The organism is Paenibacillus senegalimassiliensis, from assembly GCF_001486585.1.
Classification (GTDB): domain Bacteria; phylum Bacillota; class Bacilli; order Paenibacillales; family Paenibacillaceae; genus Fontibacillus; species Fontibacillus senegalimassiliensis.
The window spans coordinates 381,276-407,828 of the sequence record NZ_LN909045.1; the positions used below are offsets into that span (position 1 = coordinate 381,276).

At 50.4% G+C, this 26,553-nt stretch carries 23 protein-coding genes; 19 read left to right on the plus strand and 4 right to left on the minus strand.

Annotated elements, in window-relative coordinates:
• Positions 1 to 87: 87 nt before the first annotated feature.
• From BN3279_RS11675 to BN3279_RS11695, 5 genes are read left to right on the plus strand one after another with little or no spacing between them, the layout of a single operon-like run.
• Positions 88 to 1,656 carry an ABC transporter ATP-binding protein gene (locus BN3279_RS11675; protein ID WP_059051023.1) on the plus strand — a complete coding sequence of 523 codons (1,569 nt, stop codon included), beginning with the start codon at positions 88 to 90 and terminating at the stop codon, positions 1,654 to 1,656.
• Positions 1,643 to 2,689 carry an ABC transporter permease gene (locus tag BN3279_RS11680; RefSeq protein ID WP_059051024.1) on the plus strand — a complete coding sequence of 349 codons (1,047 nt, stop codon included), beginning with the start codon at positions 1,643 to 1,645 and terminating at the stop codon, positions 2,687 to 2,689. The genes BN3279_RS11675 and BN3279_RS11680 overlap by 14 nt, the downstream gene beginning before the upstream one ends.
• A complete protein-coding gene (locus BN3279_RS11685; RefSeq protein ID WP_059051026.1) occupies positions 2,686 to 3,633 on the plus strand; it encodes an ABC transporter permease in 948 nt (315 codons plus the stop codon). The genes BN3279_RS11680 and BN3279_RS11685 overlap by 4 nt, the downstream gene beginning before the upstream one ends.
• 51 nt (positions 3,634 to 3,684) lie before the next feature.
• The gene (locus tag BN3279_RS11690) at positions 3,685 to 4,641 is read left to right on the plus strand and encodes a nucleoside hydrolase (RefSeq protein WP_059051027.1); all 957 of its coding nucleotides are present in this window, start codon (positions 3,685 to 3,687) and stop codon (positions 4,639 to 4,641) included.
• 2 nt (positions 4,642 to 4,643) lie between these two features.
• On the plus strand, positions 4,644 to 6,032 hold the full coding sequence (locus BN3279_RS11695) for an ADP-ribosylglycohydrolase family protein (RefSeq protein WP_059051030.1): 1,389 nt from the start codon (positions 4,644 to 4,646) through the stop codon (positions 6,030 to 6,032).
• Between the two features lie 122 nt (positions 6,033 to 6,154).
• Here the strand turns inward: BN3279_RS11695 and BN3279_RS11700 are convergent, their stop codons facing one another.
• Complete coding sequence (locus BN3279_RS11700) at positions 6,155 to 6,670, minus strand: hypothetical protein (RefSeq protein WP_059051032.1); 516 nt, start codon at positions 6,668 to 6,670, stop codon at positions 6,155 to 6,157.
• 181 nt (positions 6,671 to 6,851) lie between these two features.
• On the opposite strand from BN3279_RS11700, the gene BN3279_RS11705 reads away from it, so the two are divergent.
• A complete protein-coding gene (locus tag BN3279_RS11705; protein WP_059051035.1) occupies positions 6,852 to 7,841 on the plus strand; it encodes a Gfo/Idh/MocA family protein in 990 nt (329 codons plus the stop codon).
• 70 nt (positions 7,842 to 7,911) lie between these two features.
• Here the strand turns inward: BN3279_RS11705 and BN3279_RS11710 are convergent, their stop codons facing one another.
• Positions 7,912 to 10,242 (minus strand): helix-turn-helix domain-containing protein, encoded by a 2,331-nt coding sequence (locus BN3279_RS11710; protein WP_082673046.1) that lies wholly within the window; start codon positions 10,240 to 10,242, stop codon positions 7,912 to 7,914.
• Positions 10,243 to 10,573: 331 nt separating this feature from the next.
• On the opposite strand from BN3279_RS11710, the gene BN3279_RS11715 reads away from it, so the two are divergent.
• From BN3279_RS11715 to BN3279_RS11745, 7 genes are all read left to right on the plus strand, one after another.
• The gene (locus tag BN3279_RS11715) at positions 10,574 to 11,545 is read left to right on the plus strand and encodes an ABC transporter permease (protein ID WP_392396869.1); all 972 of its coding nucleotides are present in this window, start codon (positions 10,574 to 10,576) and stop codon (positions 11,543 to 11,545) included.
• Positions 11,546 to 11,564: 19 nt separating this feature from the next.
• The gene (locus tag BN3279_RS11720) at positions 11,565 to 12,470 is read left to right on the plus strand and encodes a carbohydrate ABC transporter permease (protein WP_059051039.1); all 906 of its coding nucleotides are present in this window, start codon (positions 11,565 to 11,567) and stop codon (positions 12,468 to 12,470) included.
• Between the two features lie 51 nt (positions 12,471 to 12,521).
• A complete protein-coding gene (locus BN3279_RS11725) occupies positions 12,522 to 14,153 on the plus strand; it encodes an extracellular solute-binding protein (RefSeq protein WP_059051041.1) in 1,632 nt (543 codons plus the stop codon).
• 37 nt (positions 14,154 to 14,190) lie between these two features.
• Positions 14,191 to 15,630: an alpha-L-fucosidase gene (locus tag BN3279_RS11730; RefSeq protein ID WP_082673047.1), complete on the plus strand. Its 1,440-nt coding sequence runs from the start codon at positions 14,191 to 14,193 to the stop codon at positions 15,628 to 15,630.
• A 63-nt stretch (positions 15,631 to 15,693) separates the two neighbouring features.
• Positions 15,694 to 16,731 carry a carbohydrate-binding family 9-like protein gene (locus tag BN3279_RS11735; RefSeq protein WP_089153463.1) on the plus strand — a complete coding sequence of 346 codons (1,038 nt, stop codon included), beginning with the start codon at positions 15,694 to 15,696 and terminating at the stop codon, positions 16,729 to 16,731.
• Positions 16,732 to 19,377 (plus strand): transglutaminase domain-containing protein, encoded by a 2,646-nt coding sequence (locus BN3279_RS11740; RefSeq protein ID WP_059051045.1) that lies wholly within the window; start codon positions 16,732 to 16,734, stop codon positions 19,375 to 19,377. It begins immediately after the preceding gene.
• A gap of 13 nt (positions 19,378 to 19,390) precedes the next feature.
• Positions 19,391 to 20,428 (plus strand): glycoside hydrolase family 18 protein, encoded by a 1,038-nt coding sequence (locus BN3279_RS11745; RefSeq protein ID WP_059051047.1) that lies wholly within the window; start codon positions 19,391 to 19,393, stop codon positions 20,426 to 20,428.
• A 162-nt stretch (positions 20,429 to 20,590) separates the two neighbouring features.
• On the opposite strand, the gene BN3279_RS11750 is transcribed toward BN3279_RS11745, so the two are convergent.
• A complete protein-coding gene (locus BN3279_RS11750) occupies positions 20,591 to 20,815 on the minus strand; it encodes a hypothetical protein (protein WP_059051049.1) in 225 nt (74 codons plus the stop codon).
• A gap of 173 nt (positions 20,816 to 20,988) precedes the next feature.
• On the opposite strand from BN3279_RS11750, the gene BN3279_RS23405 reads away from it, so the two are divergent.
• The 6 genes from BN3279_RS23405 to BN3279_RS11775 all read left to right on the plus strand — a co-directional run bounded on the left by BN3279_RS23405 (position 20,989) and on the right by BN3279_RS11775 (position 25,705).
• Positions 20,989 to 21,333, plus strand: a complete 345-nt coding sequence (locus tag BN3279_RS23405; protein ID WP_082673049.1) for a hypothetical protein — start codon at positions 20,989 to 20,991, stop codon at positions 21,331 to 21,333.
• Positions 21,282 to 21,503 (plus strand): hypothetical protein, encoded by a 222-nt coding sequence (locus BN3279_RS11755; RefSeq protein WP_059051052.1) that lies wholly within the window; start codon positions 21,282 to 21,284, stop codon positions 21,501 to 21,503. The genes BN3279_RS23405 and BN3279_RS11755 overlap by 52 nt, the downstream gene beginning before the upstream one ends.
• A gap of 158 nt (positions 21,504 to 21,661) precedes the next feature.
• A complete protein-coding gene (locus BN3279_RS11760; protein WP_059051054.1) occupies positions 21,662 to 23,128 on the plus strand; it encodes a spore germination protein in 1,467 nt (488 codons plus the stop codon).
• 40 nt (positions 23,129 to 23,168) lie between these two features.
• A complete protein-coding gene (locus BN3279_RS11765; protein WP_059051056.1) occupies positions 23,169 to 24,290 on the plus strand; it encodes a GerAB/ArcD/ProY family transporter in 1,122 nt (373 codons plus the stop codon).
• A complete protein-coding gene (locus BN3279_RS11770; protein ID WP_082673050.1) occupies positions 24,287 to 25,477 on the plus strand; it encodes a Ger(x)C family spore germination protein in 1,191 nt (396 codons plus the stop codon). Before BN3279_RS11765 ends, BN3279_RS11770 begins: the two co-directional genes overlap by 4 nt.
• 12 nt (positions 25,478 to 25,489) lie before the next feature.
• Positions 25,490 to 25,705 (plus strand): hypothetical protein, encoded by a 216-nt coding sequence (locus BN3279_RS11775; protein ID WP_059051059.1) that lies wholly within the window; start codon positions 25,490 to 25,492, stop codon positions 25,703 to 25,705.
• Between the two features lie 76 nt (positions 25,706 to 25,781).
• Here the strand turns inward: BN3279_RS11775 and BN3279_RS11780 are convergent, their stop codons facing one another.
• Positions 25,782 to 26,471 carry a pectate lyase gene (locus tag BN3279_RS11780; protein WP_059051061.1) on the minus strand — a complete coding sequence of 230 codons (690 nt, stop codon included), beginning with the start codon at positions 26,469 to 26,471 and terminating at the stop codon, positions 25,782 to 25,784.
• Positions 26,472 to 26,553 lie beyond the last annotated feature (82 nt).

Consider the following 26,553-nt stretch of genomic DNA (forward strand, 5'->3'; position numbering starts at 1 on the left):
GCCCTTCGAAATGAGGGGCTTCAAGCTGCGTGTTTTTTAAAATGAGCTTGCTAGCCAAACTTCAAGTCGGGAGGGTGTAAATCTACAATGGAGACTCCTTTGCTGGAAATGCGCGGAATTACAAAGGTATATCCTAATGGAGTGGTTGCCAACCGTGATGTGAATTTTTCATTGCGTGCAGGAGAAATCCATGCGCTTGCAGGTGAGAACGGGGCAGGGAAATCCACCTTGATGAAAATGATTTTCGGTATGGAGGAGCCAAGCGAAGGCGAAATTTATATCCGAGGGGAAAAGACAAGATTATTATCGCCTCAGGATGCGATTGATCGGGGAATTGGCATGGTGCATCAGCACTTTATGCTGGTGCCCTCCTTTACAGTGGCAGAGAATATGGTGCTGGGGATGGAGCCGCGCAAAGGCTTGGGCATACATTATGCCGAGGCTGTTCGTATGACCGAGGACACCGCGCGAAAGTACAATTTGGCGGTTGATCCAAAGGCGAAGGTTGAAGATTTGTCGGTGGGGATGAAGCAAAAGGTGGAGATATTAAAAGCGTTGCTTCGGGGCGCTCAAATATTGATCCTGGATGAACCAACAGCCGTATTGACTCCGCAGGAGACAGAGGAATTGTTTCGTGAGCTGCAGCAATTGAAGGAGCATGGTCATACCATCGTATTTATCTCGCACAAGTTGAAAGAGGTCAAAGCGATCTGTGATCGTATCACGATCTTGCGCGGAGGACGAAGCGAGGGAGTATTCCAGACTTCGGAAGTGACAGAGCAGGAAATTTCCAGACTTATGGTAGGGCGCGATGTTGTATTGAAATACGATAAGTCAAAGTTGAACATGCAAGCGCCTGTGCTAACGGTGGAGAATTTGAGTGTGAACGATTCACAGGGCAGGGCACTATTGAATAATATAAGCTTCTCAGTGCATAGTGGACAAATTGTCGGGATAGCAGGCGTTGAAGGTAACGGACAACGAGAGCTGATGGATGTCTTGACGGGAGGACTGAGGAGTGGAGCAAGTAGGGGGACAGTTCGGGTTCAGGACACGGAAATTCGGGAAGCTAACATTTTGACGATTCGGAACCTGGGTGTCTCATATATACCAGAGGACCGGATGTCACAAGGATCAGCAGGGGAAGCCAGTATATCCGATAACCTGATCTCAACGCATTATCGCTCCAAAACTTTAAACAATGGCGTGTTTCTTCGTGCTTCAAAAATAGCAAGTATGGCAGCCGAACTTATTGAAGCTTTTAAAATACGTTGTTCAGGTCCAAAGCAGCCGATTGGCATGCTGTCGGGTGGCAATATGCAGAAGGTTGTTGTTGCCAGGGAATGCTCGGCCAATCCGAAGTTGCTGATTGCAGAACAGCCTACACGCGGTGTAGACGTTGGAGCGGCGCAACTCATTCATGAGAAGCTGCTGGAACTTAGAGAGAACCAGGGAGCGATCGTCCTGGTATCCGCTGATTTGAACGAGGTGCTGGAAATTAGCGATCGTCTGCTGGTGATGTACGAAGGAGAAATTGTTGCGGATATGGAGGACCCCTCCAGCCTAAGTGAAGAGGAGTTAGGGCTTTACATGCTAGGGATTAAGCGGCAGGAGCCACAGCACATCAGGAGGACTATGAACGATGTTGAAGTCTAAATACTTTGAAGTGATCAGAACTACAGCAGTCATTCTGATTGCGCTTGCCATTGCCTTTCTTATTATTGCACTGGTTAGTGAGAACCCGGTAAAAACAATCGCTATCTTCCTATTCGAGCCGCTTAATTCCGTGGGACACATCGGAAATGTGATTGAAATGGCGATCCCGCTGATGTTTACTGGACTTGCCGTTTCATTACTATTTCGTGCTAATATGTTTAACTTGGGCGCAGAGGGTATTTTCTACTTCTCGGGTGTAGTGGCGTCGGCTATTGCTATTCACTGGTCGCTTGGCGGTCTTATACATCCTGTTGTTGCCATTCTTGCAGGCTCGATTGTAGGTGCTATCCTGTCTGCGATCCCAGGTATATTAAAGGCGAAATGGAACGCAAATGAACTTGTTACCTCCTTGATGTTCAACAATATTTTGTTCGGAATCGGGTTGTACTTGTTGAATTATCAATTGCGTGATGCCAAGGCATTTGCTAATGTGTCCTTCAAATTTGAGAAGACGGCATTGCTGGACAAGCTGATTCCAGGCACACGAATTCACACAGGCCTCATCATTGTACTGGGGCTTATCGTGCTTGCTCACTTCTTCCTGTACAAAACGAAATGGGGCTATGAGCTACGTATGACGGGGGCAAACCGCAGTTTTGCTCGTTACTCCGGAATGAAGACAGCCAAGGTCATTGTGCTCGTCCATCTCATTGCAGGCTTTATTGCCGGTATGGGTGGCTCTATTGAGGTCCTCGGTATGTACACCCGCTTCCAGTGGACCGCATTGCCTGGTTATGGGTTAGATGGTGCTCTTGTAGCGATGCTGGCCAAGAACAATCCCTTGTCTGTCATAGCTTCGGCCTTGTTCCTGGCATATATCCGAATCGGTGCAGATCTCATGGCTCGATTATCCGATGTACCTGCTGAAATGATTTCTATTATTCAAGCTGTCATTATTTTGTTGATCTCGGCAGAGCAATTCCTGAAGTTCTGGAAGAACCGGATGCTACTGAAGGAGGCGCGTGAAGCATGAACGGCTTGGATAGCTTGCTAAATGTCATTTTAACGACGGATTTTGCCTTTTCCGTATTACGGGTCACTACGCCTATTTTATTCGCAGCGCTGGGGGCCTTGATCTCTAATCGTGCAGGGATCATCAATATCGGGATGGAAGGGATTATGCTCGTATCTGCTCTGGCAGGGGTCATCATTAGCTCCTATACCCAAAGCGCCTGGGTGGGACTGCTAGGGGCTGTGCTAGCCGGAACGCTCATTGCGGGCCTGCTCGCCTTCTTTACCTTGAAATTCAAGACACACGTTATTCTTGGGGGTATCGCCATTAATATGTTTGCTTCGGGCGGTACTGTATTTTTGCTCTATTTGCTAAGCGGCGATAAGGGCTCGTCCACATCCTTGGCCAGCAAAGTGTTGCCCAGTGTGGACATTCCTTTGTTGAAAGACATTCCTGTACTAGGGCCTATTTTATCTGGACACCACATTCTGACCTATGTATCCATTGCTGCGGTGTTTGCGGTTTATTATTTGCTCAAGCGTACTTCATTAGGCTTGCGCATCCGCTCCGTTGGTGAGAACCCGCATGCAGCACAATCCGTAGGGGTCAGCGTTGTGAGAATTCAATATATGGCCTTGTTGCTTAGCGGATTTTTTGCCGGATTAGGCGGAGCCTATATGTCGATGGGTTATCTGTCGTTATTTACAAGAGATATGATTGCAGGGCGGGGCTGGATTGCGATTGCGGCTGAATCGATGGGACGGAGTACCACGGTAGGTACAGCACTGACATCACTGCTATTTGGTGCGGCGGATGCGCTTGCCAATGCGTTCCAGGTGCTGAAAATTCCTGCGGAGCTGATTGCTACCCTGCCTTATGCAGCAACCGTAATTGGGCTTATCCTGTATGCTGTGTCGGAAACACGGAAGAAGAATCGGAAAGTAAAAAGCCCACTTGCTAAATGAACAAACAAAGCTTATCAACAGGAAGAGAAATAGCGAGGAGCGTGAACATACATGGCAACACCCTTAATTATTGATTGTGATCCAGGACATGATGATGCTATAGCGATCCTGCTTGCTTATGCGCATCGGGATGTGCTCGACATACGCGGCATCACTACGGTAGGCGGCAATCAAATTCTAGACAAAATTACGGACAATGCGCTGCGGATTCTTAGCTTCATTCAAGCAGATATCCCCGTAGCCAAAGGTGCAGCAGGACCGTTATTTGGCAAACTGGTCACTGGTGAAGAGGCCCATGGCGAATCAGGCATGGATGGCCCGGCCCTCCCCCCGGCTCGGTTTCGCCCTGTAGAACAGGGAGCCGTAGAGTTTATGCTCGATATCATCCGAGCCTCCGAGGAGAAGGTCACGCTCGTTCCGCTTGCTCCATTGACCAATATTGCCTTGTTAATTACCGCATACCCAGAGGTCAAGGACAAGATTGAGCGTATATCCTTGATGGGAGGCGGACTTTGCTACGGCAATGTAACTTCAACGGCAGAGTTCAACATTTATGTCGATCCGGAAGCGGCTAAAATTGTATATGAATCAGGAATTCCCATCACAATGAGTGGGCTGGATGTAACCGATAAAGCGGCCATTTTTGAAGACGAAATTGAGCAATTGAAGCAGCGTGGTCCTGTTTCTAAGCTGGTAGGAGAACTGCTTGATTTCTACTCGATTTATGGCAAGAAGATGGGTTATGTCGGCAATGCACTACATGATCCGTGCGCGGTGGCTTGGCTGCTTAGCCCCGAGTTGTTTCAGTCGCGGCACCTGCACGTTACCATAGAGACCGAAGGTAAGTTAACGAGAGGTATGACCGTAGCTGATCAGCGGACAAAGCCGGATGGTGAGTGTAATGTTGAAGTCCTGGTTGACGTAGACCGCTCGGCATTTTTGAAGCTATTATTTGATGCACTGGCACGATTGGATCAACAATACCTTGCTACTGCAAAAGGGGTGTGACCATGGCAGGCTGGGAAAGACTACAGGAAATGATGGCGTTTGAACTGATGCAGCGAAAAGAAGAAGGCTGCAATGTAGCAGGATTTCAGGAGAAGCTTGATCTGGCGGGCGAGGATGAAGGCAGGCTGATGCAATTCTATTTTGAACTGATGCAGCTTCCGGTGGAGCCGGATTTTCCATTTCAGGAGCCCTCAACACTGGATGAAATCAGAAGTCTACGTCCGGAAGGGCGATCTTACAGATTGGAAGCAAGCTGGAGCGAGGCACAGTGGCGGAACAAGTTCTACGGCGCCTGGCTTGGACGATCTGTAGGATGTGCGCTGGGGAAGCCGCTTGAATATTGGGATTACTTGTATGGCAAGGATGGTCGTCCGGGCTGGGAAAATATAGAGCTATGGTTCCGCGGAGCGGATGCCTGGCCTATTCAGGGCTATACGCCGGGACATTCCCGGGCCGCCAAGCAATATGGGTTGGCCCTTAGTGATTGGTCCTATGTAAGCACATCGGACAAAATCAAGTACATGGAAAGTGATGATGACCTCCGTTACACCATCCTTGGCTTATTATTGCTGGAGGAGAAGGGGCTGAACTTCGATTCATGGGATGTGGGCAAGCTGTGGCACAACCGCTTGACCTATAGTCAGGTATGTACGGCAGAGACGCAAGCTTATCTCAACTTTGCACAGGAAACCTCTCATTTGCATGGGGACAAGCCGGCAGATTGGGATATGCGGCAAGAGCGTGTTCGGATGTACCTGAATCCTTATCGGGAATGGATTGGAGCTGCCATTCGTGTAGATGGCCTTGCTTATGGAGTGGCGGGGCGTCCGGAGCTGGCGGCAGAGCTGGCTTATCGGGATGCTTCTTTTTCCCACGTTAAGAACGGCATTTATGCGGCCATGCTTAATGCAGCAATGATTTCCGCAGCTTTTGTGGAGCAGGATAATGAGAAATTGCTTGAAATCGGGCTGAGCCAAATTCCGCAAACAAGTCGTCTTGCAGCAGATGTCATTAAAGGAATTGAAATTGCACATAGCGCAAAAAGCGAACGCGAGCTGGTGAGCAAGATTTGGGAGGAATTCAGTCACTATGATGCCGTTCACAGTAATAATAACGCGGCCCTGGTGGCAGCCTCTCTCGTCTATGGGGGCAATGATTTCGAGAAGGCTGTTGTCACCTCTGTGTATGGAGGTATGGACACCGATTGCAACGGAGCAACCGTTGGCTCTATCATGGGGGCGAAGCTAGGTGCAGATCAATTGCCGACAAGCTGGACCGCGCCGTTAAATGATACCCTTTATGCTGATTTGATTGGCTTTGATCCTATTCCGATCTCTGTCTGTGCAGAGCGCAGCTATCAGGTGTTCCGCAAGCTACAGCAAGAGGGTTAGAAGACCTCCTGAAGAATCGCTTAACTCATATGGCACATTGCATTAAGGTATTGTTAACCCGACAGTGATGGTTTCGCTGCCGGGTTACAATACCTTTTTATGCTTGATGACCATTCTTGTTGTTAGCCCTTGCGAGAGGTGAAGCCTTCTTCGTTCAAATATTCCCCCGCTTCTTCGCGAGTCTCAAAGGCCATTTCCAGGCTTAACCCGGAGTAGATATACCATAAATCATCTTCATACTTGAGTGTCAGGGTTTCGCCCTTATCATTGACCCATAGGCCTCCAGTTCCCACCGGAGCTATATGGGAGGAAGCTAGCGGAGCAGAAGGGGCGGCTTGGGCATTCTCGGGTGCATCCTCCCGCTCCAGCAGGGAAAGCATCGATGCCTTGACCAAGTCAAGCAATTCGGCTTCTTCAAAATCACGAATGTTAACGAGCCCTTTATCATCCGCATCGGGATGTTGTAGAAGGCCGGCATATACAAACCCGTTACCGTTAGGATGTAAGTGGTAGACCACGGTTTTTTTATCATAGGCGCTGTCTTCAAAATGGAAATTTACGCGTCCTAGCGAAACGTTACGGCGCTCCAAGTTCGGAATAGATTCCAGAATTTTTAGTTTTTGCTCAAACGTCAGCATATCTTCAACCTCTCAACCTCAAAATTGGCGTGCACAAGCAAATGCACTCATCGATTATAACATAAAAGACCAGATCAACTGGACGGGATTTCCACACTGGACCGGAACGGTTATACTATAAGAGGTTGAACACGAACTATTAAGATGAGCGATCAAAAAGACGACTCAGAAGGAGGCAATCATGGCAGACACGAAAATCAAATGGGGTATTATGGCTGCAGGAGGAATCGCCGGACAATTTGTGGCGGATTTGGCCTATGCCAACAATGCAGAGGCTTTTGCTGTGGGCTCACGGAGCCTGGATAAGGCTCAGGCGTTTGCTGACAAATTCGGGATTTCCCGTGCATACGGCAGCTATGAGGAATTGCTTAATGATCCAGAAGTAGATGTTGTGTACGTAGCTACACCCCATCCTTATCATAAAGAGAATGTCTTGAGCGTACTGCGGGCGGGCAAGCCTGTGTTGTGCGAGAAGCCTTTTACAATTAATGCTTCCGAATTAGAAGAAATAATCGGGTATGCTCGTGCGAACAAGCTGTTCCTGATGGAAGCGATGTGGACAAGATTTCTGCCACCGATTCGTAAAGTTCGCGAGTGGTTGGCAGAAGGCCGCATTGGGGAAGTTCGTTTGGTCAAAGCTGACTTTGGCTTCCGTGTAGGTTGGGACCCGGAAGGAAGACTGCTCAATCTCAAATTAGGGGGCGGGGCATTGCTTGATGCCGGCATCTATCCGATCTCCTTCGCTTCCATGGTGCTGGGGGCCAATCCCAAGCAGGTACAGAGTACGGCTCATCTCGGAGAGACGGGGGTCGACGAACATTTCTCGGTGCTCTTAACCTATGAAAATGGTGTTACCGCTTCCCTGAACGGAGCGGTCCGCTTGGCCATCGGGAATGATGCTTACATTCACGGGACTAATGGTAAGATTCGTGTTCCTAACTTCCTGAGCGCCAAAACTGCCACCCTCTATGTGGATGGCCAGGAAGCAGAGACATTTACGGATGATCGCGAAGCTAAAGGCTATGCCTTTGAAGCGGAAGCGGTAGGCGAGGCGCTCCGTGCCGGATTGAAGGAGTGCGAGGAGATATCGCTGGACGAGTCGTTAGCTATTATGCGTATCCTTGATCAGATTCGCGGACAGTGGGGACTCCGTTATCCTTCGGAAGCATAATTTTATATAGTTGCAAAGCAAGGAACCTTCAGTCCACGTTATAGGTGGACTGAAGGTTCTTTTTCTTCGGTCAGGATATCGGTTCCCCCGGGTTCTCCGCCATGAGAGGAGTATCGGTTAAGGCCGAAGTCTCCTGAGCGGCGGCTTGCAGTTGCTGCTTGCGGTATTGACCGGGGGTAAGCCCGGTCTCTTTCTTGAATTTACGAATGAAGTTAGGGGTATCCAGATAGCCGACACGCTGAATAATGTCCTTCAAGGGATCGTTGGTGGAAGTTAGCTCATGCATGACGGCCAGCATTCTTTTTTGCCAGATGTATTGGACAAAATTGATGCCCATCTGCTCCTTGAAGGAACGGCTGAAATAAGAGATCGAGATTGAATATTTGCAAGAGATTGTCTCCAGACTTAGCGCGTAATCCATGTAATTGGTATCGATATAGGCGACGATCCGGTCCATAAGGGTATGCTCTTCCTTCTTCTCCTTCTGCATGGCCAGATTGCAAATTCGTGAGGCCAACTCCAGGAAATGGCGCTGGAGCTCCTCCAGCGAGTCAAAACCATCATAGCCGGGAACCTCTGGCGTCAGATCACGAATCCCCATATCCATACCCGTTCGCAGCAACGTATTAAGGATGTCGAAGCTGATACACCGCTTCAGCCCGACGGAGAGATCCGGATCATGCAGACAAGCCATTGCTTCGCAGGTGGTCTGTGCAGCTACCTGGTAACTGCCTTGCTTCAAGCTTTGAGACAGCTTCAGTAGCTCGTTCTGAGGGACCCAGGAAGTTGCATCAGGGGTATGAGACAGTTCCTCGAAGAAGGTAATATTCCCATGCCCGGCGAAGAATCGCGATTCATAGGCAGAACAAGCCTCAATGAACGATTGGTTTAATCGGTCGGGATGATCGTAATAAATGCCTACCCCAATCATGGGGTTCACATGGAATTTCTCCGTAATATGGTCATGCAGTTGGTGAACCAGGCGATAGAATTGATCCTTGGGGGAGAGAAGCTCCACCTGGTCAAAGCCAACAATTAGGGCGAGCTGTCCGGGCTTGGGCAGCTCGACACTGTACAGGCAGGCGTGAAGTTCGGGAATCTGCGCTTCGGAAAGACGCTGAAGCAAGGCCTGCCAGTCGTGATTATCAATCCGGCTCTTCGATATCTCTCTTCGCCCGATAACCATCACGAAATGATATTGGGTAGCAAGCCGGATATCCAGCGATTGAAGCAGCTCGGGCGCAAGACTGCGGATATTGCCGTACTTCAGCAGCATGAGCAAGAGATGATTACGGGCATAGGGCTCCTGCAGGTCTGCGCGCAGGCTGTATTCTTGCAAGGCCGAACGGATACGATCCAGCTCGTTGCCGGCTTTGGCCGAAGGGGCTTCGGGTTCGCGCCTGGAATTGGAATTGGCGAACTCCACCAGATCGAGAATCGGGTGAAATTGTCTTCTCGCCAGAATGAGCGCCGCAATGGCCCCGACCACAGCCAGCACCGTTAACAGCATAATCATCAGGCTGCGCAGATGCAGGACGCTGCCGAGGAACTGGGAACTGGGCATCAGCGTGACATATTCCCAGCCATTTTGCTCCGATTTTACCGAGACTACCGAATGGGCTTCTCCGCCCAGCGAAATGCTGTGAATGCCTGTTGAGAGGCTGAATAAGGCCTGCAAGTCCCCGCTCTCCAAGGGTTGCTCCCGATTACTCTTGGAGGCCAGCACCCTTCCGTGGTTATCAAATATGTAAGATGACCCTTCATAATTACCAAGTATGGTATCAATCAGACCGGTAATCTCCGACTTCTGGATGAGAAACATCAATGTTGCGTGTGGATTTGGATTATTGGGCGTAATAGGGAGCAGGTAAGCCAGCACCGACTGTTGCTTGATTGAGTTTCGGCTAACCATCTCCGTAGGCAATATCACTGGATACCGGGTTTGATTGAGATCTTTAATCAGTCGCTCATGCTTCCAATCAAGAAAATGATACCTTTCACCAAATACATCCAGGTTGCTCATGCCAATCGTTGAGTAAATTTTCTGGTCTCCGTGAAAATACAAGAACATCTCGCTAATCATTGGGCTGGCGGCCTTATAATCGGTAAGGGTATTGATGGCCTCAAGGCTATAGTAGGGATCATGCACCCGGTATCTTGCCAGTTGTTCGTCGTAAGCTACGCGGGAAGCAATATCGTCAAGCTGCTTCATATAGGTATCTACTATGGTTCTGGCCTGGGTTAATTGATTGAGGTGGGATTGCTCGGTTTCGGAGCGAAGGTTGCGGACCGCACTGTTATAGATGAAGACGGACAATAAAATGAGCGGAATCAGCAGCATAAACAAGTAAGACACGATGTACTTTTGAAAAAGCCTGGACTTGAAATAATTCAGCTTCACGATGTCTTTGCCCCCTGTCCCTGCTATTTTAACTAAAATGTAAAGTAGTTCTGCGGATAAAGCAAGGGAAGAAAGTAGCGTATTGGAGGAAGGAACATGTCATTTTTGCTCACCTGCCTGTACAAAACCTCCTTTGATACCGCTTTAATAGGAGATTGGTGGTAAAAAAGTACACATCCAAACCTGATATTAAAATAATTACGCGTCATGTTTTATTACATATAAATCGAGAAGTTTGTAAAAATCACCTTTTTTATATGTTAACGTAAAGCAAAATGACATATTTACGATGAGGATGCCCCTCCGCTACACTTCGGGTAAACAAGGAGGAGTGAACCCGATGCAGAAAAGCACATTAACCTATGATCAAAGCCATCTTGTCCTAAAGCCTGCGGCCAGAAGAAGAACCGGCAAGAAAATCCTCCGAAATTGGCAGTTATACATACTGCTTGCGCCTGCCTTCTTAAGTATTTTCATATTCAGTTATATTCCGATGTACGGAGTGCAGATTGCTTTCAAAAATTTTATTCCGGTGGACGGAATATCAGGTAGCGCGTGGGTAGGCTTCGCGCACTTTGAAAGATTCTTCAACTCTTATTACTTCTGGGATTTACTATGGAACACCTTGAGCATTAGCTTGTATGGGCTGGCGATTGGCTTCCCGCTGCCAATCATTCTGGCCCTGGCCTTCAATGAGGTGAAGGACGGCATGTTCAAGCGCACGGTACAGACCGTCACGTATGCTCCTCACTTTATCTCCATGGTCGTAATGGCCGGGATGATTATTACTTTCCTCTCTCCTTCCTCGGGGATGATTGTCCATCTGATCGAAGCGTTAGGCTTCCATGCTCCCGATTTTCTGACCGATCCTCGCTGGTTCAAGACGGTATATGTCTTGTCTGACGTCTGGCAAGGTACCGGCTGGGGGACCATCATTTATCTGGCGGCTTTGACGGGGGTGGACCCGGGGCTGCATGAGGCTGCCATTCTGGATGGTGCTTCCCGCCTGCAACGAATTCGCTATATTAACATTCCGGCGATTTTGCCGACCATAACCATTCTGCTGATTCTGAATATGGGCAGCTTGCTGGGGGTGGGCTTCGAGAAGATTTTACTGCTGCAAAACCCGCTTAATATGGAATCCTCAGACGTCATCTCCACCTTCGTCTATCGCTCCGGTCTACTTGATGCACAGTATAGCTTCTCGACAGCGGTCGGCTTGTTCAATTCTGTCGTGAATGCCTTATTGCTTGTCATGGTCAATCAGATCGTACGTCGTACCAGTGAGAACAGCTTGTGGTGAGGAAGGGAGAGCTTATGTCATGATAACCGCGATTCGAGAGACCCGGCGGGACCGCATTTTTCTAGCGTTTAACTACCTGTTTCTTGCGCTTGCGCTATTGATTGTAGCCTATCCGGTAATTTACATGATCAGCGCTTCAGTCAGCAGCCCGAAATTCGTAGCTTCCGGGGAAATGTGGCTATGGCCGAAGGGTATTACCTTGGAGGGGTATGAGCGAGTATTTCGTGATCCAAGAATCTGGTCCGGGTATGGGAACACAATCTTGTATACAGTGGTCGGTACAATGGTGAACTTGGCGGTGACGCTTCCGGCAGCCTATGCGCTGAGCCGCAGGGACCTTAGTGGACGGAATTTGTTTATGGCCTTCTTTATGGTCACGATGTTCTTTAGCGGTGGGCTGGTGCCCACGTATTTGCTAGTCAAAGGGCTGGGGCTTGTTAACAGCATGTGGGCCTTAATCTTGCCCGGAGCCACGTCGATCTGGAATCTGATCGTCTGCCGGACGTATTTTCAGACGGCGATTCCCAAGGAGCTGCAAGAGGCGGCGGAGATGGACGGGTGCAGCGATTTCAGACTGTTCTTCTATATTATTCTGCCGCTGTCGACCTCTATTATTGCTGTTATGGCCTTGTTTTATGGAGTAGGACATTGGAACAACTATTTCTCCGCGATGATCTATCTCAGCAATGATGCTAAATATCCGCTACAACTTATACTTCGTCAGATCCTTGTCTTGCAGGAGATGTCGTCCCAGACGGGCGCCTTCGATTCCTCTACGGCATCAGCGCTAAATAGCCGCGCCGAGGTAGCGGCCTTGGTCAAATATGCGGTGATTATCGTCTCGACGCTGCCGGTTATTGCCGTTTACCCGTTTCTGCAAAGGTATTTTGTTCAAGGTGTCATGATCGGTTCCGTCAAGGGATGATCTTGCCATATAACGAATTCATTATTTACATTCACAGGGAGGGTTCTTATTATGCAAAAGCGAAGAAAGCTTGGGTTGATCATCTTGTGCTCCATCCTCGTACTCACGATGCTGGCAGCCTGCGGGTCGTCAGGCAATTCCGGAGGAGCGTCGGAAGGAACCGGTAATACGGGTCAAGAGGCTTCGAGTAATCCCGGAGTGAAGAAGGAGGGCTTCCCGATTGTAGAGGAGCCCCTAACCTTGACGATGCTTGCGCCGGATGCGGGGATGGCCGATTGGAAGCAAATGCCGGTGGTGCAGGAGATGGAGAAGCTGTCGGGCATCAAGGTCGACTTCCTCACGTCGCCGATTGATAGCTTTAGTACAAAGAAGAACCTCGTATTTGCCAGTGGGGACCTGCCGGACATGCTTTATGCGGCTGACATCACACCGGCGGAGCAGGTTACCTATGGCAGTCAGGGCGTGTTGATTCCTTTGGAGGATTTGATTGATAACTACGCCCCTAATTTGAAAAAAATTCTGGATGAGCACCCGGATGTGCGGAAGAACATTACCACGACGGATGGCCACATTTACGCCTTACCATTTATTGATACGGCAGCCGTATGGTATCGCAGTCCCATGTGGTATAACGGCAACTTTCTGAAGGCCTTGAACATCACCGAGTTGCCCAAGACGACCGAAGAGCTGTACACCTATCTGAAGCGGGTGAAGGAAGAAGATCCTAACGGAAACGGGCAGGCTGATGAAATTCCGCTGACCTCGGTCAAGCTGGATGATCTGCGAATGTATTTCTTTGGCTTCTGGGGCATGTATGACACGGTGATTTATGCCGACCAGGAAGGCAAAGCCCACTATGCTCCCCAAGAAGAGGGCTACCTTGAATACCTGACCTTCATGAACCGACTGTGGAAGGAAGAACTGTTGGACCATGAGACGTTCTCGCAAACGGATGATCAGAAGAGTGCCAAGGGCAAAAACAATCAAGTGGCTTTATTTAATAATTACTTCCCTTATTTCACGATGGGCGGTGAACCAAGCGCTGATCATCCGATGATGACGCTGGTGAGCAGCAATATTCCGGGCACGCCTGTCTATGGCAAGCATCCGGGGATGTCGGCCAACGGGACATTTGCGATTACAAAGAATAATCCGAACCCCGAGGCAACGATGCGCTGGATTGACTTCCAGTACAGTTACGAAGGGGCTACATTGTGGACCCAGGGACCGGAAGGGCTGCTATGGCAATATAAGGATGAGGCCAACCAAGTAAAGGAATGGTTGCCAGTGCCGGGTGGCAAGGAGCGTGAGGAGTACCGCGGTACAATTACCCCGAACTATGGCATCCTGACACCAGGTGTCAACCTGAAGGAGTTGACGAATGGGCTGAGAACGGAGTTTGATGATTGGATCGACAAGGAGAATCAGGAGAAGCTGGTACCCTTCGGCAAGGTGCCTTTCCCTAATGCCTTCCTGACCAATCAGGAGCAATCGGAGGTGTCTTCTCTATTATCAGACCTGGATACCTATGTCACTCAGATGGAAGCCAAGTTCGTAACGGGGCAAGAGCCTCTTACCAATTGGGATAAATACGCTTCGCAATTGCAGAAGATGGGAAGCGAGCGAATTGTCGAGGTTTATCAGGCAGCCTATGATCGCTGGAATCAGGATAGTGGACAATAATCAGATAAGATGAAGCATGATGAAGGGAGAGGCACCTATGAGCCAGAAGAAGTTGGTATCACAGGAGCCGCCGATGGATTTGCTGTCCGGGGAGCCGTCACTGGCTTCCCCGGTGGCAGATCCGGTGGTTGAGGAAGGCGTCCACCATTATAGCCGCGAGCAGGATTGGTTGAGGCCAGAGGACCCGCTGCTACAAGAGCGGCTGGAGTGGTTCCAGGATCAGAAGCTGGGGTTAATGATGCATTGGGGTCCCTATTCCCAGCTCGGATTGGTGGAATCCTGGGCGCTAAGCGACGAGGATGGAGATTGGTCCAGGGATGATATCGACTGGACACAGGATATGGAGCAGTTCAAGCGCGAATACGTGGACTTGAACCGCACCTTCAACCCTTTGCGTTTCCAGCCGCAGCAATGGGCGAAGGCAGCGGCAGATGGGGGCTTCAACTATTTAACCTTTACGACGAAGCACCATGACGGGTTTTGCATGTGGGATACGCATACGACGGACTACCGAATTACCGGACAGGACTGTCCCTTCCACACACATCGTTATGCTGATATTTGCCGGGAACTGTTCGATGCCTTCCGTGCGGAAGGACTGGCGATTTCCGCTTATTTCTCCAAGGCTGACTGGCATACGCCTTATTATTGGGCACCGGGGATGGAGCGGGGGCACCTGATGTGGCGGGGACCTTCTTATGATCCCCAGCAATATCCCTGGCTGTGGGAGCAATTCGTCCAGTTCACCCATGAGCAGATTATGGAATTGATTACTCGCTATGGCCGCATCGATATGCTGTGGATGGATGCCGGTTGGGTGAATGCTGAGCAGAAGCAAGACATTCGTCTGGGCGAGGTCATTGAGCGGGCACGGCAGATTCAGCCTTGGCTGTTGTCTGCCGACCGTACGGTAGGGGGAGCTTACGAGAATTTGATCACCCCGGAGCAGACCATCCCCGCTCAGCCGTTGTCCGTGCCATGGGAGAGCTGCATTACGATGGGGCACTCCTTCTCCTTCAGCTATGGGGATTCCTACAAGTCGGTTCGCGAACTGGTCCATCTGCTGGTCGAGATCGTAGCCAAGGGGGGCAATCTGGCCCTAAACGTTGCTCCTCAGCCGGATGGACGTTTGCCGCAAGCCGCGCTAGAACGAATGAGGGGGCTTGGGGCGTGGCTGGACGAATATGGAGAAGCGATATACGGAACGCGAATCTGTGCGCCGTATGCGGCCCAAAATATTTATTTTACCTGCAAGTCTGACGTGCGTTACGCCATTTGCCTTTTGTCGGAGGAAGCGGGGGCGGTTACTACCCAAGTGATACTTCCGTTATCTGTATCCGGTATTCAGCGCATTGATCTCATTAGCATCGCCGATCAACTGCCATTTGAGGAAGGCGAAGAGGGCATCCAGGTTTTTCTTCCCGAGGCGGCTATGCGGCAGGACGCTCCTATAGCCTGGGTGCTGCGGCTTCGCTGATAGAGCAGGTCATGTTGAATGGCGAACGAAAGTTTAAGCAGCACAAGCCAAGGAGGGGACAAGTTGAGATACAGCGAGGTACCGGAGCCGCAGCTTCCGTTCGCCCCAAAATCTTATATCTGTCGGCGCGCAGCGGGCGAACTGGAGCTTGACGGACGCATTGAGAAGCCCTTTTGGGCTACGGCGGCGTGGACGGAGGACTTTGTGGACATTGAAGGGCATTTGCGTCCACATCCGGCCAAGCGGACCCGGGTGAAGATGCTTTGGGATGACGATTATTTCTATATCGCGGCCGAAATGGAAGAGGATGAAATATGGGCGACGCTGCAAGAACGCGATACTGTCATTTTTCATGATAATGACTTTGAGATCTTCATTGATCCTGACGGCGACACCCACTTATATTACGAGTTGGAGGTCAATGCACTGAATACAGTGTGGGACCTGCTGCTCCCCAAGCCTTACCGTGATGGAGGGCCGCCGGTGAATGGCTGGGACATTCAAGGTCTGCGCAGCGCGGTGTTCATTGACGGCGAACTGAATCATCCCCAGGCGGACAATCGTAGGTGGAGCGTAGAGGTAGCTCTGCCATGGAAGGCCTTGAAGGAATGTGCCCCTGAAGGGCGAATGCCGAAGGTCGGTGAGTACTGGCGGGTCAACTTCTCCCGGGTCGAATGGCAGGTGGAGGTTAAGGACGGCCAATATGTGAAGCTTATTAATCCAGATACAGGCAACCCGTACCCGGAAGCGAATTGGGTCTGGTCGCCTCAGGGTGTGATTAATATGCACTATCCTGAAATGTGGGGGTTCATTGTATTTACTGAAGCGGATGCTTCCGAATCCATCAACTTCACGCTCCCCAGGGATGAGATTATCAAGTGGGAACTGCGCCGTTTGTATTATCGGCAACGTCATCATTATGCCAGTCATGGCCATTTTGCCGACGACTTGACCCGGTTGAAGGTTGAACCTTCGGGTGAGGAGTTCTATCCGGCTCTGGAGGCGGCGGGCCGTATATTCCTGATCTCCTCCCCATCTGCTGATGGGCGGCATAAGTGGTATATCCGGGAGGATGGTCAACTGTGGAAGGAGCCGATCTGAATGGGTAAGGATACGCGGGTTCTGTCGTTGGACGAGCGGGAGCTTAAGCAGATTGCGCATCGATTCGAGCAGAAACGAAAGCTGGGCCAAGGGCGGGACAACGAGCTGTTTGGCGTATTTGAAGAGGAGGCATTAACCGAGGAAGAAGGCTGGGCGCTGAAATTCCTCTACGCCTATATGCCTGCCTGTGATATGGCGGAATACGATGGCGCGTTATTCCTGTCCCATGTACGGCAGGCCTTAACTGTTCGCAAGCAGGTTCCTTGGGGAGAGCGAGTACCGGACTCTCTGTTCCTGCATTTTGTATTGCCCTACCGGGTGAATACGGAGAATATCGAGGATTTCCGCCAGACGATGTATAGGGAATTGGCTCCTCGTATGGCAGGCTTGTCGATGGAGGAAGCGATTCTGGAGGTTAACTACTGGTGCCACGAGCAGGCAACCTACATCGGGAGTGACTTGCGTACACTGTCGCCGCTCAGCATGATCCGCAGCGCCCGCGGCCGCTGCGGTGAAGAATCCACGCTGGCCGTGGCCGCATTGCGCAGCATAGGCATCCCGGCCCGTCAGTGCTATACCCCGCGTTGGGCGCACTGTGACGACAACCATGCCTGGGTTGAAGCCTGGGCAGACGGACACTGGCACTATATCGGTGCCTGTGAGCCGGAGGCCAGGCTGGATCAAGGGTGGTTCACCGGTCCGGCCCGGCGGGCGATGCTGGTTCACTCCCGGGTGGCATCTACCTACCCTGGCCCCGAGGAAGTTACCGTACAGGGTGAATCCCATGCCGAATTGAACCTGATGGGGAATTATGCCCCAACCCGTACGGTAAAGGTGCAGGTTGTTGACTTGGCGGGGGCTCCTGCCCCCGATATCCCGGTGATGTTCCAGTTATACAATTACGCAGAGCTATCCACGATTGCGAGCATAGACACGAACTCGCAGGGCGAGGTGCGATTCACGACGGGATACGGTGATCTGTGGATACGGGCTGTAGGAAGTGAAGGCTTCGGACAAATCCAGGCCAAGGTATCCGAGGGGGACTACTTTCAGGTAGTGTTGAATCAAGGACACATCTGCCAACCGGACGGGACAGAGGACTTTGAAATGGTTCCCCCTCCTGAGACCGAGCCGTCAGTGGGGGAGGTGGCACCTCAGGTGATTCGGCAGCATGAGGAGCGGGTGGCTGCCGGGGCCGCGCAACGTCTGGCCTACGAGGGGACCTTCCCCGATGAGCGTGCCGCAGGGCAGCTTGCTGCTGAACTGGGGCTGGATAGTTCGAGAGTATGGAGGCTGCTGCAAGCGGCCAGGGGAAATCATCAGGAGATTACTGCATTCCTGAAGGACAGGGTTCCTCAGCATGGGGAGTGGCCTTTGCTGTTACTGGAGAGTCTGCGGGACAAAGATATGATAGATACGCGGTGCGAAACGCTGGAGGATCATTTACAGGCATCCCTGTTGTGGAGTCAAGTCTATGAGAAGTCGTTGTTCGTGACCTACATTTTATGCCCACGGGTACTGTTCGAGATGATCGGACCTTACAAAGAGCAGTTCCAATCTGCTTTTACGGCCGAGGAGCAAGACCTGTACCGGGCGGACCCTGCACAGCTTGCGAATTTGCTGAGCCGAGAATGGCAAATTCTTGAGGAACTGCCCCATCTACGGGGAAAGGCGGGGCCGCTCGGCATATTCAAGCTGCGGGCAGGAGACCGCACTTCGCTGGAAATTCTGTTTGTAGCCTTATGCCGTAGTCTGGGCATTCCGGCGAGACTGCATCCAAGCGAGCAGAAGCCGCAGTATTATACAGGTGAAGCGTGGCGAACGGTCCGAATTGGAGAAGCGGGCGGCGAGGAACAAGCCAGCCCTATACAATCCGGCAAGCTATGGCTGCACCTTGAGGAGAATGAGCAGAGCGATGAACTTGCAGCGGCCTCTTATGGAGAGAACTTTACGCTGGCTCGCCTGGAGCAGGGAATATACAAGACCCTGTTGTACCCCCATGGCAAGCAGGACGTTTATGATGTACCGTTCGAGTTGGAACCGGGAGCTTACCGATTAACCTCAGGGGTCAGGTTGAAGGATGGCACGGTATTTGGCCGCTGGACCTATTTTCAAATCATTACCGGAGCAGAGACGAACGTGACATTAACCTTCCCGGTGCCGCCACAGCCGATTCCGATGTATGGGCAAGCCGATCTGGCTAGCCCTCTTCGGCTGGCGAACGGAAGTCCGACCACCGTGGAGGAGATGTACAGCCATAAACAAGCCCTGTTAATCGCTTGGCTGGAGCCGGATCGTGAGCCCTCCCGGCATTTGCTACGCGAGACATTCGCTCTAACGGAGCAAATCATCGAGAGGGGCGTTCCCGTCGTATTTGCGGTGGCCGAGGCCGAAGAAGGGACGATGGGAGCTTCTCCGTTTCAGGAATCAGATTTACCTCAAGGGACTACGCTCGTATATGATCGTGAGCAGCAGACACTAAGCCAGCTTATGACAGCAAGCGGTTCCTCCAGCCCTGGAAAATTTCCGCATGTGTTCGTATTGGATGGAGCGGGCCAGATCCGCTACAGGGAGTCCGGTTATAAGCCGGGCAGCGGCAAGGAAGCCTTGCAGGTGTTGTCCAAACTGGAGGACCAAAGAGAATGAAGGAGGATGGGGCGTGAAGGGGAACTACGTAGTGGCGGGCTATGTCAGCGACAAGCATCTGACCGATTTGACGCAGGAGGAGCTGGCAAGGCTAACCCATTTGAATATTGCCTTTGGCCATGTTCGGATGGATCGGATTGTGACAGGGCATATGAGTAATCTGGAGCTGATACCGGAGCTTAAGCGCAAGCAGCCTGGGCTAACGGTGCTTTTATCCGTGGGAGGCTGGAGTGCAGGGGGATTCTCGGAAGCGGCTTCGACAGAAGCGGGCCGACAAGCGATGGCCGAATCCGCGGTTCAAGCCATCTCAAACCATGGGTTTGATGGTATTGATCTGGATTGGGAATATCCTTGCTATGCCGAAGCAGGAATCGCCGCCAGTCCCCAAGATAAGCGGAACTTTACGCTATTATTACGCACCATTCGGAAGGCGCTGGACCTGCAGGGTGAGCGGGAGGGGCGCAGATATCTTCTGACCATTGCGGCCGGTGCGGACCAATATTATATGGATGGGACAGAAATGGATCAGGTGCAGGAATATCTTGATTTTGTCCAGTTAATGACTTATGACATGCGAGGTGGCTTCCAAATCCTGACCGGGCATCATACCAACCTGTATACGGGGACAGGAGATTTGTTCCGTATCAGCGTGGATGCCTCCGTTCAACTGTTCGTCCAGGCTGGCGTGCCAAGACATAAAATTGTGGTTGGGGCGGCCTTCTACTCAAGGTTGTGGAGGGAGGTGCCGGATGTTCATCGGGGGCTGTATCAGATGGCTGGAAGTGCCGGAGGTTATGGTCCGGATTATACTGAATTGATGGCGGCATATGTTAACCTTAACGGGTATGTAAGATATTGGGATGATGAAGCGAAGGCTCCCTACTTGTTCAATGGCGATACGTTCATCTCATACGATGACGAGGAATCCATTACTCACAAATGTGCTTATATAAAGGAGCAGGGATTAGCGGGGCTGATGTTCTGGGAGTATGGCTGTGACCGCACAGGCCGACTATTAACGACCATTCATCAGCAATTGTCACCCTCGTAAGGACCCTATGGGGATTATAAAAGGGGATCAACCCACTTTCGGGTGATCCCCTTCTTGCCGGGCTGAGGTGTTCTAATGGGCAAGCAACCCGAATAAGTATAATTACGGAGCCATTTTGGCCGTGCATTCGGTACAACCTTCCGGGCTGTTTTTCACAGTTTCCTAGATTTGCTTGCCAGAGCTGGAGGGTGGGGAGGATGGCCCTGGTCGATCTTCGCCGATGATGTTGTCAAGGCGCTGAATTTCTTCAGAAAGAGTTTGCAATGAAGCGTCAATTTTGCCCAATTTATCACCGACGGTTTGCAGCACGTATTTGATCAAGATGAAGCAAAGCGTAACCGGGAACCCTACATTGGTAACCAACGACACAATATCCGCTACCTGCATGCTTATGACCTCCTTGGATTGTATTGGGCCCTTCACTATATAGGGAAATGGAAGACAAGAAGTAACAACCATTTATTTGGAAAAATGTTATAATAATTACAAAAACAAGGTTGTTAAAGGCTCGTTTGATTTTCCCTATATATAGAAGATGAATTTGAAAGGGGGAGGTTGTTTTGAAAGAACATCATACCGTGTACGAGCAATATCAGAAGGAAGTGTACCGAATCGCCTGGAGAGTTCAATACAGAGCAAGGGCCGTAAGAAACCGGGAATGTTCATTCAATGGAATCGAGCCGTCCGTCACCTGCTTCACCTCATCTTCTGATAATAAAATCGTTGTAAGACAGATGATCAGTGCGCTTCCTTCCACGACGGGGCAAACCATCATATCTAAAATATACCTTCAGGATAAAACCGAGGGGGAAGTCGCCCGCGAGTTGAATATGAGTCAGCAAGGGGTGAACAAATGGAAACGAAAAATGATCAAAGAACTGTCCCGAATGATGAAGAGTTCCTGAGCCTGCTATCGAAGGTCAAGGAGAATGATCCCGATTCCATACTAGAGCTTATCGATTTGTTCAAAGGGGACATTGCACATGTCAGCCAGTTTATCCATTCGTCGCGAGAGGATGCGGTTGCCGACATTATCCTGGAGTTTTTGGAGATGATTCGTGAAGAAGACCGTTAATTTAGAATATGAAAATAATGATATTTGCAAAGCTTTGAGGAACGCCCTATGTGGCGTTCCTTTTAATATATGTTCAAATACATAAAGATGGTTGGCATTGGATAAGATAGGGTTTGCTGGATGAACTAACCTGAATCTCGGAGAAGGGCGGTATCGCTATGAGGACACGGACCGGAGGTAAGGGGGCAACTAAGCAAGCTCTGACAGGAAAGCTGTCAACGGATGCGGCGATACTAGGCTCTGTATTCGAAGACTGCTCGGATATTATGTTTCATACATTTCAAACGATGTGGGGAACTTCCTTCCTATGCGTGTGTTGTCGTGGGTTATGTGACACGGAACGGTTGGAGCGACAGGTATTGGCTCCCTTGGAATCGGATGAGGCGGGAGTTCTTAACTTTCCGGCAGAGCGTTCTTCCAGATACCTAAGGAATCATCAGCTACAAGAAGCTCCCGTGGCATCACTGGAGGTAATCCAATCGGTTGAGCAGGCGATTCAGGGAATTTTGGATGGACAGGCACTCGTGATCAAGGAGGGAGTACCAGCCGGAGTACTGTACTCGCTTCATAAGCCGGTTGGGCGTTCTCCGGAAGAACCGGCGGCGGAATCAACCGTTCGTGGTGCACGAGATGGTTTTACCGAGTCGCTGCAGACGAATTCCTCGTTGCTGCGCATGCGTTTGAAGACACCGGCATTCAAGCAGCGCACGCTCACGATTGGTAGTTACACTAATACCAAGGTGCTGCTGGTATATATAGATGGTGTGATTGAGTCTTCTCTGCTTGAGAAGGTCCAGGAGCGTCTTCAGCGGTTAGATATATCTAAAGTGCTGGAAAGTCAAAACATCGAGGAAGGCATCGTTGACCAACGCTTCTCGCCTTTTCCCCAAATGCTGGCTACCGAGCGTCCGGATGTCGTCGTATCCAATCTGCTGGAGGGTAGATTCGCCATTTTAATTGATGGGACTCCCTTTAGCCTGATTGCACCTGTCACCCTGTTCACGATGCTCCAATCCCCTGAGGATTACTATCAAAATATGTATATGAGTGTCTTTGTACGATGGCTCAGATACCTGTTCTTTATGTTGTCCTTATTGCTTCCTTCCGCTTATGTAGCGGTAACGACATTTCATCAAGAGATGATCCCGACCGTATTACTGCTAAGCATCGCCAGGGCTAGAGAGGAAATTCCGTTCCCAGCCTTGATTGAGGCTCTGATCATGGAGATTTCTTTTGAAGCGCTTCGCGAGGCTGGCGTCAGGCTGCCACGCCAGGTTGGTTCTGCTGTGAGCATCGTGGGTGCATTGATTATCGGTCAGGCGGCTACCTCTGCGGGGATCGTATCCGCCCCGATGATTATTATTGTGGCTATCACAGGGATCGCTTCATTTATGATTCCCCGTTATGCCATGAGCACCTCTACACGTTTGCTGCGATTTCCCATTATGCTGCTCGCTGGAACGATGGGATTAACGGGGGTCATGTTAGGCCTGATCCTGATCGTTATCCACTTAAGCAGCCTTCGTTCATTTGGTACACCTTATCTTGCCCCGGTGACACCTACCTCTGCTGAAGGTATGAAGGACGTGTGGTGGCGTTCTCCTCCCTGGCGCAGAGCACGCTGATAGCAAGATGTAATATACCCTGGAAGGAGTGACCCCGATTATGCTAACTGATCAAGGGAAAATATCGTCCGTTCAGCTTGCCTATATGATGATTCCCGCTATTCTGGCTACATCGATCCTGTCTATTCCGAGCCTGTCTGTTCAATATGCAGGACACGATATGTGGATGACTCCTCTACTTGGCTCGCTTGCTGGATTAATGAGTATTGGTGTAGCGATGGGATTGCAGCGCTTGTATCCTGGACACACACTGATTCAAGTCTGCAACGCCATTTTTGGAAGATACATAGGCAGCGTACTCGGGTTTGTATTTCTGTTCTATTTGCCCCACTTGACCGGGCTGGTCATCCAAGTATACGGAAATTTTATCATTAGCAATGCCTTGCCGAACACGCCGCTAATTGTCATTATGGGCTCGATGGTGCTGGTCTGTGCTATTAACGTACGGCTTGGCATTGAAGTTGTGGGCCGCACGTCTCAGGTGTTCGTTACCGTATTTTTCGTATTGCTGGGGTTGACCTTTGTTCTGTTAATTCGAGAGCTCGACCCTGCTGAATTGCTTCCGTTTATGGAAAAGGGATTTCCCTCCATTGCCAAGGGGAGCTTGGCTCCTGCGGCCTGGTTCAGCGAATACATCATGCTGGCTTTTCTTCTTCCTTTCATTAATGATCATAGCCATACAGCGAAGACCTTGCTGGGTTCATGGCTACTTGTGGTCATCGCGATGATCATTACGAATTTATTCTGCCTGCTGCTTATGGGAGATTTGACGGACAGTTTTACATTTCCCGTGATGATAGCTGCTCGTTATATCACCATCGCCGATTTTATGCAGCATATTGAGGCTGTCATTATTGCGATATGGATATTTGGCATCTTTGTAAAAATCTCGGTTTTCCTTTATGTCTTCGTGTCCTCCACCGCCGAATGGATCGGATTGAAGGATTACCGTCCGCTCGTATTTCCAGCTTCAGCACTTTGCATGGGTTACGCCTATTGGGTCACGACGGGCAGGCAAGGGGCGGATAGCCTGATTCGCGCCTCTTCGAATATCTATACACTCATGTTCTTGCTAGTGATTCCTGCTGCGTTATACGGAATTGCCGGGCTTAAGCGTATGTGGGGCAACATCAGGAAAGGGGCGAAAGGAGGTTCGGCATGATGACAGGACGCCTTCTTGCCCGAATCGTACTGCTCCCGCTTCTAAGCTGTACCTTGCTGCTTGGCGGTTGCTGGGATCGCAATGAAATTAATGATTTAGCCATCGTATTGGCAACAGGAGTGGATTGGACCGATGGGGAGGTTGAGCTGGCTGCTCAAATTTTCGTGCCCCGTGGAGGGGCGGGCGAGGGGGGAGCCCCGGCAGAAAGTGCAAGCGGAGTTACTCTGATTCGGACAGCGCAGGGAACGACCATTGCTGAAGCACTCAATCGTTTGCAGCGGCAAGTGTCGCGGGAAATGTTCTGGGGGCATTGTGAAGTCATCGTGATTAGTGAAGAAGCAGGGCAACAAGGATTACGGGAATATATTGATTTTTTTCTGCGATATCCTCAATTCCGTGAGCATGCTTATGTATTCTCCAGTAAAGGGAAAGCCAAAGAACTGTTAGCATTGCTTGATCCACTGGAACGAAATTCTGCCGAATCCTTAAGAGAGATGGCGATTCTGGGCTTGGGAGCACGTGTGACCGTGCTGGATTTGGCGAAAGGAATTAAGGGGCCAAGTGAAACGGTCATCTTATCCCGGCTATTAGTCTCTCCTTCAACACATACCGAGCAAAGCTCCATCGTCAATTCGCCGACGGTTAACGGTCTGAGTCTGTATAACCGGGGTTACTATGTCAAAACCGTGAAAGAGCCCTTAAGTCTTGGTGTTCTGATGCTGGCAAATGAGCTGAACAATATTATTCTTCAGGTAGAGGTTGCGGGGATTCCGGGAATCTTCTCGGTTCGTCCTCACAAGATTGAAGCCAGATTAAAGCCCGCTATCAGAGAAGACAAGTGGAGTATGACCATCAACATAGAGACGAAGGGAGAGGTGGTGTTGAACACCACTAATGCTTCGCTCGCTAAGCAGCAGGTGATGGCGGCAGTGGAGCAGGCATGGGAAGAGGAGATGAAGCTTCTGGCAGAGCAAGCCATACAATTGGCTCAAGATGAATTGCATGCCGATCTGTTTCAGTTTGCGGTGAAGTTCCGCCGGCATTATCCAAGGCAATGGAAGGCGCAGGAGGCACAGTGGGATGATATATTCTCCAAGCTGGAGGTGCAAGTGACGGCCCATGCCAAAATTACGGGTAGTGGTAAATCAACAACTCCTCAAGGAATACCCGGCAGTGAGAACAAGTAACCGAGGTGTGATATGAAGATTGCATATGCTATAGGCATTGTATTGATGTCTGCGGGAATCGGTTATGGGGAATGGCGTGCCAGCAAGGAGAAGAGGGCTCAAATCGCCGCAGTCGGGATGATATCATTGGCTGCAATCCTGGCTATGGCGCTAATCTTTTTCCCCGATTTGCCTGGGCCAACACAACTGGTCTTGTTATTATTCGGCTGGTTGGACAAGTATTTGTAGCCACAGGCTTCAGGAACAGGAATGGCGGTGTAGAAATACTCCGCCATTCCTTTGTTAGCGTTAACAATAAGGGGTATCAGTATTTCGTATTGCCGGACTGGCTGGTATTACCGGATGCAAAGCCTTTGAATAGAGTCGGTACATCATGATATCGGGTGTTTGTGATTTTAGCTGTGCTTGATTTGCTGTCTGTTCTGAAAATGGAGTCCTTCACATCGGAAATATCCGAATTGTCGAGCGTGAAGTTGACCTTGTAGGAGGTGCCGCCATTTTGCCGGGCCAGCTTGCCGATGTCCTTGGCCTTGAAGTTCTTGATGTTAATGGTGCCTGCCGCATTCGCCTGGAACACCTTATCATAGGCTTTGTAGGCTCCACCGCCGCTTATATTCACCGTGCCGGAGGATTTGAGTGTCAGCGCGTCTTCGCCGACATCAAGCCAGGTGACATTCGTAATCGTACCATTGCCGTAGACATGCACGCCGTCAGCCCCGGGAGCCCCGATATTCACATTCTTCAAGGTTGCGTTGTTCTCCAGCTTGAAGATCGGCTTTTGACCTTCAGCCTGACTGCCATCGCCCAATGCTTTTGGATCGGCAACATAGGTTTGACCTTTACCGTCGAACGTCTCTCCCGCTTTCACTACAATCGTTTTGTTAACGACAATAGGGGAGGCCGCATCCACTTGCGTAACTCCTGACAGCGCTACCAGCAAAACACCGGATAAAATAATGCCCAATACCTTTTTCAAAACATACCGTCCCTTCATCAATCATATTTGGGGTGCACCCAAATCAAACATATTCGTTATTTTTAACAATATAACTATGAAATGTAATATTATGTATTTA

Bases quoted from the DNA above. Each gene is read 5' to 3' on its own strand.
- BN3279_RS11675 (WP_059051023.1), top strand. From the start codon at position 88: ATGGAGACTCCTTTGCTGGAAATGCGCGGAATTACAAAGGTATATCCT.
- BN3279_RS11680 (WP_059051024.1), top strand. From the start codon at position 1,643: ATGTTGAAGTCTAAATACTTTGAAGTGATCAGAACTACAGCAGTCATT.
- BN3279_RS11685 (WP_059051026.1), top strand. From the start codon at position 2,686: ATGAACGGCTTGGATAGCTTGCTAAATGTCATTTTAACGACGGATTTT.
- BN3279_RS11690 (WP_059051027.1), top strand. From the start codon at position 3,685: ATGGCAACACCCTTAATTATTGATTGTGATCCAGGACATGATGATGCT.
- BN3279_RS11695 (WP_059051030.1), top strand. From the start codon at position 4,644: ATGGCAGGCTGGGAAAGACTACAGGAAATGATGGCGTTTGAACTGATG.
- BN3279_RS11700 (WP_059051032.1), bottom strand. From the start codon at position 6,670: ATGCTGACGTTTGAGCAAAAACTAAAAATTCTGGAATCTATTCCGAAC.
- BN3279_RS11705 (WP_059051035.1), top strand. From the start codon at position 6,852: ATGGCAGACACGAAAATCAAATGGGGTATTATGGCTGCAGGAGGAATC.
- BN3279_RS11720 (WP_059051039.1), top strand. From the start codon at position 11,565: ATGATAACCGCGATTCGAGAGACCCGGCGGGACCGCATTTTTCTAGCG.
- BN3279_RS11725 (WP_059051041.1), top strand. From the start codon at position 12,522: ATGCAAAAGCGAAGAAAGCTTGGGTTGATCATCTTGTGCTCCATCCTC.
- BN3279_RS11730 (WP_082673047.1), top strand. From the start codon at position 14,191: ATGAGCCAGAAGAAGTTGGTATCACAGGAGCCGCCGATGGATTTGCTG.
- BN3279_RS11740 (WP_059051045.1), top strand. From the start codon at position 16,732: ATGGGTAAGGATACGCGGGTTCTGTCGTTGGACGAGCGGGAGCTTAAG.
- BN3279_RS11750 (WP_059051049.1), bottom strand. From the start codon at position 20,815: ATGCAGGTAGCGGATATTGTGTCGTTGGTTACCAATGTAGGGTTCCCG.
- BN3279_RS11755 (WP_059051052.1), top strand. From the start codon at position 21,282: ATGGAAACGAAAAATGATCAAAGAACTGTCCCGAATGATGAAGAGTTC.
- BN3279_RS11760 (WP_059051054.1), top strand. From the start codon at position 21,662: ATGAGGACACGGACCGGAGGTAAGGGGGCAACTAAGCAAGCTCTGACA.
- BN3279_RS11765 (WP_059051056.1), top strand. From the start codon at position 23,169: ATGCTAACTGATCAAGGGAAAATATCGTCCGTTCAGCTTGCCTATATG.
- BN3279_RS11770 (WP_082673050.1), top strand. From the start codon at position 24,287: ATGATGACAGGACGCCTTCTTGCCCGAATCGTACTGCTCCCGCTTCTA.
- BN3279_RS11775 (WP_059051059.1), top strand. From the start codon at position 25,490: ATGAAGATTGCATATGCTATAGGCATTGTATTGATGTCTGCGGGAATC.
- BN3279_RS11780 (WP_059051061.1), bottom strand. From the start codon at position 26,471: ATGAAGGGACGGTATGTTTTGAAAAAGGTATTGGGCATTATTTTATCC.